Origin of the sequence: Mycolicibacterium austroafricanum (assembly GCF_000612725.1) — a bacterium.
GTDB lineage: Bacteria > Actinomycetota > Actinomycetes > Mycobacteriales > Mycobacteriaceae > Mycobacterium > Mycobacterium austroafricanum.
In genome coordinates this window covers 553,016-566,253 of sequence record NZ_HG964454.1, presented here as the reverse complement: position 1 = coordinate 566,253, position 13,238 = coordinate 553,016, and the positions used below count along the sequence as shown (strand labels likewise).

The window sequence follows — 13,238 nt, the reverse complement described above, 5'->3', positions numbered from 1 at the left end:
CGGCTGGCCCGGGTTCGGGTTCGGATTCGGCTGACGCACTCGCATGACGGGCCGAGTAGCTCGGCCCGTGATCTTCGGTGCCCAGCTCCGGGAAGTTGGGCGATCTGACCGCGCCGCCGACCGGCCATCGGTACCCCGCGGAATCTCATGGCGGGGCGCGATTCCGGTGCTGGCGACCCGCCACGCCGATACCCGAGGTCGATACCCGCAGGACTCGTCGGGAAAGTCGGTGGTGTCGCCCGTATCCAACGTGAACGCCGCCACCGCATCGAGATTCAACAGCGACCGCGAACGCCGATACCAAGGCCGATTCGCCGCCACCGACGAACCACCACCGTTCTGAGAGTGGGTTCGGCGGAGGGCCCGTTCTGGCATGCTGTTGTCATGACCGAGCCCCCATTCAGCGGTAATGAAGGCGGACCCTCGTATACGCCGCCACCGCCCCAGCCGGGTTACGTTCCGCCGGGGCCGCAGTACGCGCCGCCGCCTCCGGGTGCCTATCCGCCGCCGGCCGGCGGCTATGCGGGCGGCTACGTCGACCCTGCCGCACCGTGGGGTCGTCACCCCGTGACGGGTGAACCCTTCTCGGAGAAGTCCAAAGTGGTGGGCGGGCTGCTTCAGCTGCTCGGCCTCTTCGGGCTGGTGGGTATAGGACGCATCTACCTGGGCTACACGAGCCTGGGCGTCATCCAGTTGGTCGTCGGTCTCATCACGTGCGGAATCGGCGCCATCATCTGGGGCATCGTCGACGCCATCCTGATCCTCACCGACAAGGTGCGCGACCCGGAGGGGCGTCCGCTGCGCGATGGCACCTAGCACCACAACCGGTACACGCACCCGTCTGCTTGTCGGGGCGGGCGGCGGTGCGGCGACCGTCGGTGCGCTCGCCTACATCGGCATCGGCAACCCGCACAGCCCGAGCTTCGTGTTCCCGTCGTGTCCGTTCAATGCGCTCACCGGCTGGCTCTGCCCGGCCTGCGGCGGGCTGCGCATGACCCATGACCTACTGCATGGCGACCTGGCCGCGGCGTTCGTGGACAACCCTTTCGTCCTCTTCGGTCTGCCGCTGTTGATGGGCTGGCTGCTGATCCGCCGCCGACAGGGCAGGCCGGCGTTCACCGCGCCCGCCTATGTCGTCATGATCACAGCGGTCCTGGCGTGGACCGTCGTCCGTAACCTTCCCGGATTCCCGCTGGTCCCGACGATTCTCGACGGGTAGCCGATCACCGGCGCTGATACACTGGATCGACGGGCCGGTGCAGTCCCTGATAGCGAAATTCAGGACTGTGGAGGCCCGTTTCGATGCTCTTCTCGGCTTTGCCCGACGCCCAGGGCTTATACGACCCCGGAAACGAGTCGGATTCGTGCGGCGTGGCGATGGTGACCGACATCCAGGGTCGTCGTTCGCATTCGATCGTCGCCGACGGCCTCACCGCCTTGGAGCACCTCGAACACCGCGGGGCCGCGGGCGCCGAACCCACCAGCGGTGACGGCGCCGGCATCCTGATCCAGCTGCCCGTCGATCTGCTGCGTGCGGTCACCGATTTCGCGCTGCCCGACCCGACGGGTGACGGTGCCAACACCTTCGCCGCCGGCATCTGCTTCCTGCCCCAGGACCTGGCCGCGCGCGAAAGCGCCCGCGGCACCGTCGAAGCCATCGCTGCCGAGGAAGGTCTCGAGGTGCTCGGCTGGCGTGAGATGCCCGTCGATCCCGACGGCGCCGATCTCGGCGCCACGGCGTTGTCCTGCATGCCCCACATGGCCCAGCTGTTCGTGGCGGCGCCCGAACTCAACGGCGCCCGCCCGGGCGGCATCGACCTCGACCGTCGGGTCTACCCGCTGCGCAAGCGTGCCGAACGCGCCGGCGTGTACTTCCCGTCGCTGTCCAGCCGCACCATGGTGTACAAGGGCATGCTCACCACAATGCAGCTGCCCCAGTACTTTTCAGATCTGCGCGACGAGCGCTGCATCAGCGCCATCGCCATCGTGCACAGCCGCTTCTCGACCAACACCTTCCCGTCGTGGCCGCTGGCCCACCCGTTCCGGTTCGTCGCCCACAACGGCGAAATCAACACCGTCCGGGGTAACCGCAACCGCATGCACGCCCGCGAGGCCATGCTCGCCAGCGCCAAGATCCCGGGCGACCTCACCAGACTCTCGCCGATCTGCACCCCCGATGCCTCCGACTCGGCCTCCTTCGACGAAGTGCTCGAGCTGCTGCACCTGGGTGGCCGAAGCCTGCCCCACGCGGTGTTGATGATGATCCCCGAAGCCTGGGAGAACAACACCACCATGGGCGACGCGGAGCGCGCGTTCTGGCAGTTCCACGCCTCGTTGATGGAGCCGTGGGACGGGCCCGCCTGCGTCACGTTCACCGACGGCACGTTGGTCGGAGCGGTGTTGGACCGCAACGGGTTACGTCCGGGGCGCTGGTGGCGCACCATCGACGACCGCATCATCCTGGCCAGCGAGACCGGCGTCCTCGACGTGCCGTCCGCCGAGATCGTCGCCAAGGGCCGGTTGCAGCCGGGCAAGATGTTCCTGGTCGACACCGCGGCGGGCCGCATCGTCTCCGACGACGAGGTCAAAGAGAAGCTCGCCCACGCCGAACCGTACGGCGAATGGCTGCACTCGGGTCTGCTCGAACTCAACGCCCTCCCCGACCGGGCCAGGGCCCAGCCCAACCACGAATCGGTGGTCCGTCGCCAGATCAGCTTCGGCTACACCGAAGAGGACCTCCGCATTCTGCTCACCCCGATGGCCGCCTCGGGAGTCGAACCGCTGGGTTCGATGGGCACCGACACCCCGCCGGCCGTGCTGTCACAGCGGTCCAAGCTGCTCTACGACTATTTCGTCGAGCTGTTCGCCCAGGTGACCAACCCGCCGCTGGACGCCATCCGCGAGGAGGTCGTCACGTCCATGGCCCGCATCATGGGGCCCGAGCAGAACCTTCTCGAACCCTCCGCGGCGTCCTGTCGTCAGATCAAACTCACCTGGCCCGTCCTGGACAACGACGAGCTCAACAAGATCGTCCACATCAACGACGACGGTGAGCAGCCCGGGTTGCGCACCACGGTGCTGCGAGCCCTCTACAACGTCGAGCGCGGTGGGGAAGGCCTCGCCGAGGCCATCGAGGACCTACAGTTGCGCGCCAGTGACGCGATCGCCAAAGGTGCTCACACACTGGTCATTTCCGACCGGGACTCCGACCACACCAAGGCGCCCGTCCCTTCACTGCTGGCGGTGTCGGCCGTGCACCACCATCTGGTGCGCACCAAGAAGCGCACCACGGTGGCCCTGGTCGTGGAGAGCGGAGACGCCCGCGAGGTCCACCACATCGCGATGTTGATCGGATTCGGTGCGGCCGCGGTGAATCCATATCTGGCCTTCGAGTCCATCGAGGACCTCATCCGGGAGGGCGAACTCACCGGGGTGGACGCCGCGACCGCGGTGCGCAACTACCTCAAGGCGCTCGGCAAGGGCGTGATGAAGGTGATGAGCAAGATGGGCATCTCCACGGTCGCGTCGTACACCGCTGCGCAGGCCTTCGAGGCCGTCGGCATCGACAAGGCCGTCATCGACGAGTACTTCACCGGTACGCCGACCCAGCTCGGTGGCATCGGCCTCGACGTGATCGCCGAAGAGGTCAAGCTGCGTCACCGCCGCGCCTATCCCGAGAATCCGACCGAGCGGGTGCACCGGCGTCTGGAGGTCGGTGGCGAGTATGCATTCCGGCGCGAAGGCGAACTGCATCTGTTCACCCCCGAAGTCGTGTTCCTGCTGCAGCATTCGACGCGCACCGGGCGCTACGAGGTCTTCGAGCAGTACTCCGAGGAGGTCAACCGGCTGGCCCGCGAGGGGGGTGCGCTGCGCGGACTGTTCGAGTTCAAGACAGGCCTGCGCCCGCCGGTGCCGCTGCACGAGGTGGAGTCCGTCGACTCGATCGTCACCCGGTTCAACACCGGCGCGATGAGCTATGGATCGATCTCGGCCGAGGCGCACGAGACGATGGCCGTGGCGATGAACAACCTCGGTGGCCGGTCGAACTCCGGCGAGGGCGGCGAGGACGTCGAACGGCTCTACGACCCGAAGCGGCGCAGCGCCGTCAAGCAGGTCGCCTCCGGCCGGTTCGGCGTCACCAGCGACTACCTGGTCAATGCGACCGACATCCAGATCAAGATGGCCCAAGGGGCGAAACCGGGTGAGGGTGGACAGCTTCCGGGCTACAAGGTGTACCCGAACATCGCCAAGACCCGGCACTCCACGCCCGGTGTCGGACTCATCTCGCCGCCACCTCACCACGACATCTACTCGATCGAGGATCTCGCCCAGCTGATCCACGACCTCAAGAACGCCAACGCCGACGCGCGCATCCACGTCAAACTGGTGAGCTCGGTCGGCGTCGGGACGGTCGCCGCGGGTGTGTCGAAGGCGCACGCCGACGTGGTGTTGATCTCCGGCTACGACGGCGGAACCGGCGCCGCGCCGCTGACCAGCCTCAAGCATGCCGGGGCGCCGTGGGAGATCGGCCTTGCCGACACCCAGCAGACCCTGATGCTCAACGGTCTGCGTGACCGCATCACGGTCCAGTGTGACGGCGGCATGCGCACGGCCCGCGACGTGATGGTGGCAATGCTCCTCGGCGCCGAGGAGTACGGATTCGCCACCGCGCCGCTGGTGGTGTCGGGCTGCATCATGATGCGCGTCTGCCATCTCGACACCTGTCCGGTCGGGGTGGCGACCCAGAACCCGGAGCTGCGGGCACGGTTCAACGGCAAACCGGAGTTCGTGGAGAACTACTTCCGGTTCATCGCCGAAGACATCCGCAAGTACCTGGCCGAGCTCGGGTTCCGCAGCATCGACGAGGCGGTCGGGCGTGCCGAGCTGCTGGACACCGACATGGGCGTCGCGCACTGGAAGAGCAAGGGCCTGGACCTGAGCCCGATCTTCGCGGTGCCGTCCAACGCCCACACCGGGGAGCCCGCGGCCCGGCGCAGGGTTCGCGACCAGTACCACGCGCTGGATCAGGCTCTGGACCAGACGCTGATCCAGTTGGCCGAAGGCGCGCTCGAGGATGCCCACCCGGTGCGTCTGGAGTTGCCGATCCGCAACGTCAACCGGACCGTGGGCACCCTCCTCGGCAGCGAGGTCACCCGCCGCTACGGCGCGCAAGGTCTGCCCGACGACAGCATCCACGTCACACTGACCGGTTCGGCCGGCCAGTCGATCGGCGCCTTCCTGCCGCCCGGCATCACGCTGGAGCTCGTCGGAGACGCCAACGACTATGTGGGCAAAGGCCTTTCCGGCGGCAAGATCATCGTCAAGCCGCAAGACGACGTGCTGTTCCTGCCGGAGGACAACGTCATCGCAGGCAACACGCTGCTCTACGGCGCCACCTCCGGTGAGCTGTACCTGCGCGGGCGGGTGGGGGAGCGCTTCGCCGCGCGCAACTCCGGAGCCCTGGCCGTCGTGGAGGGGGTCGGTGACCACGCCTGCGAGTACATGACGGGTGGCCGAGTGGTGGTGCTCGGCAAGATCGGCCGCAACATGGCGGCGGGCATGTCGGGCGGTATCGCGTTCGTGCTGGGGCTCGACCCGTCGCGGGTGAACACCGACATGGTGGAGTTGCAGGCTCTCGAACCGGAGGACCTGGCGTGGCTGCGCGACGTGGTCGCCCAGCACGCCCATTACACGGGTAGCACTGTTGCGACGTCGGTGTTGTCTGATTGGCCAAGGCGCAGTGCGCAATTCACGAAGGTGATGCCGCGGGACTTCCAGCGGGTGCTGCAGGCGACCCGGATGGCCAAGGCGGAGGGCCGGGACGTCGACACCGCGATCATGGAGGCGAGCCGTGGCTGATCCACACGGATTTCTCGAGGTGGCCAAGGTGGAGGCCGCCAAGCGGCCCGTCGACGAACGGGTCGGCGACTGGCGCGAGGTCTACGAACGACAGGACCCTCATCAGCGCGCCGGCGAAGTGTCCCAGCAGGCCCGCCGCTGTATGGACTGTGGAATCCCGTTCTGCCACTCCGGAACCGCGGGCTGTCCGCTGGGCAACCTGATTCCCGAGTGGAATGACCTGGTGCGCCGGGGCCGGTGGGATGCGGCGAGTGAGCGTCTGCACGCGACCAACAACTTCCCGGAGTTCACGGGTCGGCTGTGTCCGGCGCCATGCGAGGCGGCCTGTGTGCTGTCCATCGCCGAGGAGCAGACCGGTGGCAGCGTCACGATCAAGCGGATCGAACAGACGATCGCCGACCAGGCCTGGATGGACGGCATCGTCGAGCCCCAGCCCGCCGCGATCTCGACCGGCAAGAAGGTCGCCGTCGTCGGTTCGGGTCCCGCGGGTCTGGCTGCGGCGCAACAGCTGACCCGCGCCGGCCACGACGTCACCGTCTACGAGCGCGACGACCGAATCGGCGGTCTGATGCGCTACGGCATCCCCGAGTACAAGCTGGAGAAGTCCATCCTGAATCAGCGGCTCGCCCAGATGCGGGCCGAGGGAACCCGCTTCGTCACCGAATGCGAAGTGGGCGTCGACCTTCCGGTGGAGCAGCTGCGGGCCCAGCACGACGCCGTCGTGCTCGCGGTCGGGGCCCTGCGTGCCCGCGACAACGACGTCGAGGGCCGCGACCTCGCCGGCGTGCACCTGGCGATGGAACACCTGGTGCCCGCCAACAAGGAATGCGAAGGCGACGGACCCAGCGGGGTCAGCGCCGAGGGCAAGCACGTCGTCATCATCGGCGGCGGCGATACCGGCGCCGACTGCCTGGGCACCGCGCACCGGCAGGGTGCCACGTCGGTGACGCAGCTGGACTACAACCCCGAACCCCCCGAGCTTCGCGACGAATCGCGCTCACCATGGCCGACCTGGCCGATCGTGCTGCGCACCCGGCTGTCCCCGGCGCACGCCGAGGGCGGACACCGTCGGTACGAGGTGGCCGTGCAGCGCTTCCTCGGCGACGACCGCGGCAACCTGCGCGCGATGGAGATCGCCGAGGTCAAGGTCGAACGCGACGAGGCGGGCCGCAGGCACATCGTCCCGGTCGGGGAGTCATTGGAGATCCCCTGCGAACTGGCGCTGCTGGCAATCGGATTCGAGGGTGTCGAACACATGGCGCTGCTGGACAAACTCGGTTTGACGCTGAGCCGGCGCGGCACCGTGCCGTGCGGTTCGGACTGGCAGACCGACGCGCCGGGCGTGTTCGTCTGCGGGGACGCGCACCGGGGCGCGTCGCTGATCGTCTGGGCGATCGCCGAGGGCCGCAGCGCCGCGCACGCCGTCGACGCCTACCTGATGGGTGACTCCGATCTGCCGGCCCCGGTCCGGCCGGGCACCCTGCCGCTGGCCGTCGTCTGAATCGATTAACGACTATGCTCAGGGCTCGTGAATAGACGCGGAAAGATCGTCTGTACGCTTGGCCCGGCCACGGCTACCGAGGAAGCAGTCAGGCAGCTGGTCGAGTCGGGGATGGACGTGGCCCGGCTCAACTTCAGCCACGGTGACTACCCCGACCATGAGGCCAACTACAAGCGGGTTCGTGCTGCGTCCGACGCCACCGGACGGGCGGTCGGAATCCTCGCTGACCTGCAGGGACCCAAGATCCGGCTGGGCAGGTTCGCCGACGGGCCGACGATGTGGGCCAACGGTGAGACGGTCCGGATCACCGTCGAGGACTTCGTCGGCAACCACGACCGGGTGTCGACGACCTACAAGCGCCTGGCGCAGGACGCCAAGCCCGGCGACCGCGTCCTCGTCGACGACGGCAACGTCGGTCTGGTTGTCGAGCACATCGACGGCAACGACGTGGTCTGCACGGTCACCGAGGGCGGCAAGGTCAGCAACAACAAGGGCATGTCCCTTCCCGGGATGAACGTCTCGGCGCCCGCGCTGTCGGAGAAGGACATCGACGATCTCGAGTTCGCGTTGCGCCTCGGTGTCGATCTGGTCGCCCTGTCGTTCGTGCGGTCACCCGCCGACGTCGAACTGGTCCACGAAGTGATGGACCGCGTCGGCAGGCGGGTGCCCGTCATCGCGAAACTGGAGAAGCCGGAGGCGATCGACAACCTCGAAGCCATCGTGCTCGCCTTCGATGCGATCATGGTCGCCCGCGGAGACCTCGGCGTGGAGCTGCCGCTGGAGGAAGTGCCGCTGGTCCAGAAGCGCGCCATCCAAATGGCAAGAGAGAACGCCAAACCCGTCATCGTCGCCACGCAGATGCTGGAATCGATGATCGAGAACTCGCGCCCCACCCGCGCCGAGGCGTCCGACGTCGCCAACGCGGTGCTCGACGGTGCCGACGCGGTGATGCTGTCCGGGGAGACCTCGGTGGGCAAGTTCCCGTTCGAGACGGTGCGGACGATGGCGCGCATCATCAAGGCGGTGGAGGAAAACTCGGTGGCAGCACCGCCGCTGACCCACGTGCCCCGCACCAAGCGCGGCGTCATCTCCTACGCCGCCCGCGACATCGGCGAGCGGCTCGACGCCAAGGCGCTGGTGGCGTTCACCCAGTCCGGGGACACCGTCCGCCGGCTGGCCCGCTTGCACACGCCGCTGCCGGTGCTGGCGTTCACGGCGCTGCCGGAGGTGCGCAGCCAGCTGGCGCTGACCTGGGGCACCGAGACGTTCATCGTCCCGCACATCGACACCACCGACGGAATGATCCGCCAGGTGGACCAGTCGATGCTGAACCTGGGCCGCTACAAACGGGGCGACCTCGTGGTCATCGTCGCCGGGGCGCCCCCCGGCACAGTAGGCTCCACGAATCTGATCCACGTCCACCGCATCGGGGAGGACGACGTCTAGGGAACCGTCCCAGGAGGTATTACGTGTCGTCGCAGGCCGACTTCGACGAACTGCTGGCGGTTCTGGACCTGGATCGGCTCGACGACGACACGTTCGTCGGTTCACACCCCAGCAAGAACCCGGTCCGCACCTTCGGCGGCCAGATGATGGCGCAGGCATTCGTGGCGGCGAGTCGCAGCCTCCGGCACCCCACCCCGCCGAGCGCACTGTCGGTGCATTTCATCGCAGGCGGCGACCCCGCCCTGGACCTCGAATTCCACGTGGTGCGGTTGCGCGACGAACGCCGGTTCGCCAACCGCCGCGTGGACGTCATGCAGAAGGGCCAGCTGCTGACCACCGCGATGGTGTCCTACCTGTCCGGCGGCAAGGGGCTGGAGCACGGGGTGGAGCCGCCGCCGCTGGACGACCCGCTGACGGTGCCGCCCATCGACGATCTGTTGCGCGGCTACGAACAGGTCGTCCCGCATTTCGCCAACGCGTCACGGCCCATCGAATGGCGCTACACCAACGACCCGGCGTGGATCATGCGGGACAAAGGGGAGAAGCTCACCCACAACCGGGTGTGGATGAAAGCCCACGGCGCCCTGCCCGACGACCCGGTGCTGCACACCGCGGCGATGGTCTACTCGTCGGACACCACGGTGCTCGACTCCATCATCACCACGCACGGTCTGTCGTGGGGACATGACCGGATCTTCGCCGTCACCACCAATCACTCGGTGTGGTTCCACCGTCAGGTGCGCTTCGACGACTGGGTGCTCTACTCGACGACCTCACCGGTCGCCGCTGACTCCCGCGGGTTGGGGACCGGACACTTCTTCGACCGGTCGGGCCTGCCGCTGGCCACCGTCGTGCAGGAGGGGATCGTCAAACACTTCCCGGGTCGGGTTACGGCGTCGGGGTGACGGTGATGGAGAACGATTCCTCCACCCGCTGGGTGAACTCGTCGGCGCATTCCTGGACGGCCTGCTGGTCGTTTCCGGCGCGCTGGAGGCAGTCGAGATAGTCGCCGCCGCCCAGATCCTTGAACAGTGTCACCCCGAGGGTTGCGTAGATCGCCACGATCACCAGGCTGGCGACGATCGCCACGGCGCCCAGCACGATGCCGGCCAGAGCGACGCCGCCGTTGGTCGCCTCGCCCCGCTTGACCCGCCCGCGGGCGACAAAACCCATGACGATCGCGGCGATGCCGAGCAGCACACCGCCGGCGACCGTCCAGCAGAGCAGCAGACCGACGATCGCGAGGACCAGTGCGGCCGTGCCGAGACCGTTCTTCGGGGCGGTCGGAGGTGAGGGTGGGTAACCGCCGTAGGGCTGGGTCGGGTAGGCAGGCGGATAGGCACCGTACGGCTGCGGCGGATAGCCGCCCGGGTAGCTGCCGGGTGGGGGTGGCGGCGGCTCGCTCATGTTGGTGAGACTACCGTCACAGGGACGCCTTCCGGCAGGTGATGAGTGGCGACCACGACGGTTTGTTGCGGGCTGAACAGAGTTCCGGGCGTCAGAAGGTCGGTCAGGATCTGATCGGCGTCGGAAGCGTCGAGATGCTCGGTGGGTTCGTCGAGAAGGACGGTCGGTGCAGCCGACACCAGCGCCCGCGCGAGCAGCAATCTCCGACGCTGTCCCGCCGACACCGCCGCAGCGCCACCGACCAGCAGGGTGGACAGCCCCTGCGGCAGCCCGTCGAGCCAGGCCCCGAGTCCGGCGAGTCGGAGTGCATCCCGCAGTTCGTCGTCGGTGGCGTCGCCGCGGGCGACGAGCAGGTTGTCGCGGACGGTCGTGGAGAACAGGTGCGCGTCCTCGGCGAAGAAGACGCCGGGGGTCTGCATCAGCAGCGTGGTCTTGCCACATCCGCTCGGACCGACCACGGCGACACGGTCGCCGGGCTCGAGGTGGAGGGGGATGACGGTGGGGCGGCGGTCGCCGAGCTCGGCCGGCTCGGTGAGGGTGAGCAGTCGTTGGGCGGCGATGCGGCCCCTGGTCAGTGCGACCGCGGCGCCGGGCAGCGCCCCGGTGGCCTCGAATGCCGCCAGCGGCAACAACATCAGGATCGCGACGGTGGTCGGTGCGGCGGTGTGTGACAGCGCGATGCCTGCGAGCACGGCACCGAGCACGCTCACCCCGACGGCTACGATGGGCACGGCTGCGGCCACCGCAGCCGGGGCGGCGGCCCGGTCGACCGCACGGCCCCACCGGCGTTGTTCGTCGCCCGCCGCGGCGACGACATCGTCCAGGCGGCCGCTGACACGGAGCTCGGGTGCGTGTTCGAGGGCAAGCATCGTGGCGTTGTCGCGTTGCGCATGATGTTCCACCGCAACGGTTTCGGCGGCCGACGCGGCACGGGCCGCCAGTGCGGGGGCAACCACTCCCGCGATGAGCAGGCAGACGGCCAGCACTGCCGCCGCCGCGGGTGACATGACGGCGATCGCCACCACCGCCGCCACCCCGAGGACGGCGGCCACACAGATCGGCACGACGGCGCGCACGACGACGTCGGACAGTTCATCGACCCCGGCGCCGACGCGGGACACCAGATCGCCGCTGCTGCGCCGCATCACGACGTCCTCGGGCCCGGTGGCCAGCCGGACGAACAGGCGTTCCCGTGCGGTGGCCGCGGCACGCAGCGCCGTGTCGTGGGAGGCCAGCCGCTCGCAGTACCCGAGCACGCCGCGGGAGATGGCCAGGGCCCGAACGGTCACCGCGGCGACGGTCAGATGCAGCACCGGGGGCATCTCCCAGGCGCGGGTGATCAGCCACGCCGACACCGCCGTCAACCCGAGCGCGCTGCCCAGCGCCAGCACGCCGAACATCACCGCCAGCGCGATGCGCGGCGCGCGTGACCCCAGTAGCGGCCAGGCCCGGGCGAGGGGATCACGGCGCGACACGGGCGCCTCCCATCCGGACCACGGCGTCGCCGATCTCCAGAATCGGATCACGGTGCCCGACCACGAGCACCGTCGCGCCGTCGGCGGCGCGACGTGTGATCGCGTCCAGAACCCGGGCCTCGGTGGGCCCGTCGAGGTGTGCGGTGGGTTCGTCGAACAACAACAGGGGCGCCGCGGACCCGAGCACCCGCACCAGGCCCAGCCGTTGCCGCTGGCCGAGGGACAGGCCGACGCCGCCGCGCCCGATCACCGTCTGCAGACCGTCGGGCAGGGTGGCGAGGACCTCGTCGAAGCAGGCGGCGCGGCACGCCGACCGCAGATCGGGCAGCGGGCCGAACAGCTCGAGGTTCTCCTGCACCGTGCCGGGGATCAGCACCGGCCGTTGTGCCAGCCAGGCGACCTTCGGCCACCACTGCTGCGGGTCGAGTTCGGCCACCTCCACCCCGTTGATCCTGATTCCTCCCTCGGTGGGCCGGTCCAGTCCCAGAATCGCCTGCAACAGGGTGGATTTGCCGATCCCGTTGGGCCCGGTCAGCACGGTGACGCGGCCGGGCCCTGCGGTCAGCTCCGGGTCGTCGACCTCGACGGTCACGCTGTCGCCGGGCACGCCGAGCGTCCCCGCCCCGGGCGGTTCCGCGGTGTCGATGAAACGGAACGCCGCCTGCACGGCCGTCTTGCCGTCCTGGGCGGAGTGGAAGGCGGCCCCGACCCGGCGCAGCGGCCAGAACACCTCCGGTGCGAGCAGCAACGCGGTCAGCCCCGCCGACAGGGTCATCTCGCCGTAGACGAGCCTCATGCCGACGCCGACCGCCACCAGTGCCACCCCCAGCGTGGCGAGGAGCTCGAGCACAAGCGCCGACAGGAACGCGATCCGCATCGTCGCCATGGCGGAACGGCGGTGCGCCGCACCGAGTTCGGCTATGCGCGCGGCAGCGCCCCCGGTGCGACCGAGCGCACGCAGGGTGGGCAGGCCCGCGACAAGGTCGAGTAGCCGGGACTGCAGTGTCGCCATCGCGGCCAGCGCGGCCGCCGACCGATCCGCGGTCGCGAGTCCGATCAGGACCATGAAGACCGGGATGAGCGGCAGCGCGATCGTCACGATAAGGGCGGACTTCCAGTCGTAGAACGCGATGACGACGGCGGTCGCGGGGGTCAGGACGGCGGCCAGGAACAGCGACGGCAGGTAGGTGGTGAAGTACACCCGCAGGCCGTCGAGCCCGCGGGTGATCACCACGGCCGCCTCGTCCCGGTGCGCGGCGAGTTGGCGCGGGGGCAGCGACGTGGCCGTCGTCAGCACCTGATCGCTGAGGTCGGCGATCACCGCGCTGGCCCCGTGCTGCCCGAGCCTGCCCTGCCGCCACTGAGCCAGCGCCCGAAACATCCACAGCGCCAACAGTATTGCGATCGGGGTGCTGAGCTCGCCGACGCTGCGTGAGGCGGGGTCGGTGATCACCCGCGCGACGATGCCCGCGAGCACGACCGCCGAGGCGATGGTGCACGCAGCGATGAGCACTCCGCAGGCCGTGGTGGCGATCAGGAACCGGCGCATC

General features: G+C 68.8%; 9 protein-coding genes. 6 read left to right on the top strand and 3 right to left on the bottom strand.

Annotated elements, in window-relative coordinates:
• Nucleotides 1-384: 384 nt before the first annotated feature.
• The 6 genes from BN976_RS19635 to BN976_RS19610 all read left to right on the top strand — a co-directional run bounded on the left by BN976_RS19635 (nt 385) and on the right by BN976_RS19610 (nt 9,711).
• A complete protein-coding gene (locus tag BN976_RS19635) occupies nt 385-816 on the top strand; it encodes an NINE protein (RefSeq protein ID WP_011780035.1) in 432 nt (143 codons plus the stop codon).
• Complete coding sequence (locus BN976_RS19630; RefSeq protein ID WP_036373003.1) at nt 806-1,219, top strand: DUF2752 domain-containing protein; 414 nt, start codon at nt 806-808, stop codon at nt 1,217-1,219. The genes BN976_RS19635 and BN976_RS19630 overlap by 11 nt, the downstream gene beginning before the upstream one ends.
• Before the next feature lie 83 nt (nt 1,220-1,302).
• The gene (gene gltB, locus BN976_RS19625; protein ID WP_011780037.1) at nt 1,303-5,859 is read left to right on the top strand and encodes a glutamate synthase large subunit; all 4,557 of its coding nucleotides are present in this window, start codon (nt 1,303-1,305) and stop codon (nt 5,857-5,859) included.
• The gene (locus BN976_RS19620) at nt 5,852-7,360 is read left to right on the top strand and encodes a glutamate synthase subunit beta (RefSeq protein WP_011780038.1); all 1,509 of its coding nucleotides are present in this window, start codon (nt 5,852-5,854) and stop codon (nt 7,358-7,360) included. The genes gltB and BN976_RS19620 overlap by 8 nt, the downstream gene beginning before the upstream one ends.
• A gap of 27 nt (nt 7,361-7,387) precedes the next feature.
• Nucleotides 7,388-8,806, top strand: coding sequence for a pyruvate kinase (gene pyk / locus BN976_RS19615; RefSeq protein ID WP_011780039.1), 1,419 nt, complete (start codon nt 7,388-7,390; stop codon nt 8,804-8,806).
• Between the two features lie 23 nt (nt 8,807-8,829).
• Complete coding sequence (locus BN976_RS19610) at nt 8,830-9,711, top strand: acyl-CoA thioesterase (RefSeq protein ID WP_011780040.1); 882 nt, start codon at nt 8,830-8,832, stop codon at nt 9,709-9,711.
• On the opposite strand, the gene BN976_RS19605 is transcribed toward BN976_RS19610, so the two are convergent.
• The 3 genes from BN976_RS19605 to cydD are packed head-to-tail and all read right to left on the bottom strand — an operon-like array spanning nt 9,695 to nt 13,237.
• Entirely contained in the window at nt 9,695-10,213 is a 519-nt protein-coding gene (locus tag BN976_RS19605; RefSeq protein WP_011780041.1) for a DUF4190 domain-containing protein, read from the bottom strand. The genes BN976_RS19610 and BN976_RS19605 overlap by 17 nt on opposite strands.
• Nucleotides 10,210-11,688, bottom strand: a complete 1,479-nt coding sequence (locus BN976_RS19600) for an ATP-binding cassette domain-containing protein (protein ID WP_036373001.1) — start codon at nt 11,686-11,688, stop codon at nt 10,210-10,212. The genes BN976_RS19605 and BN976_RS19600 overlap by 4 nt, the downstream gene beginning before the upstream one ends.
• On the bottom strand, nt 11,675-13,237 hold the full coding sequence (gene cydD / locus BN976_RS19595) for a thiol reductant ABC exporter subunit CydD (RefSeq protein ID WP_036372999.1): 1,563 nt from the start codon (nt 13,235-13,237) through the stop codon (nt 11,675-11,677). The genes BN976_RS19600 and cydD overlap by 14 nt, the downstream gene beginning before the upstream one ends.
• Between the last annotated feature and the right edge of the window lies 1 nt (nt 13,238).

What these genes read in the sequence shown, in the direction of transcription:
- cydD (WP_036372999.1), bottom strand. Translation starts at nt 13,237, where the DNA reads ATGCGCCGGTTCCTGATCGCCACCACGGCCTGCGGAGTGCTCATCGCT.
- BN976_RS19635 (WP_011780035.1), top strand. Translation starts at nt 385, where the DNA reads ATGACCGAGCCCCCATTCAGCGGTAATGAAGGCGGACCCTCGTATACG.
- gltB (WP_011780037.1), top strand. Translation starts at nt 1,303, where the DNA reads ATGCTCTTCTCGGCTTTGCCCGACGCCCAGGGCTTATACGACCCCGGA.
- BN976_RS19630 (WP_036373003.1), top strand. Translation starts at nt 806, where the DNA reads ATGGCACCTAGCACCACAACCGGTACACGCACCCGTCTGCTTGTCGGG.
- BN976_RS19605 (WP_011780041.1), bottom strand. Translation starts at nt 10,213, where the DNA reads ATGAGCGAGCCGCCGCCACCCCCACCCGGCAGCTACCCGGGCGGCTAT.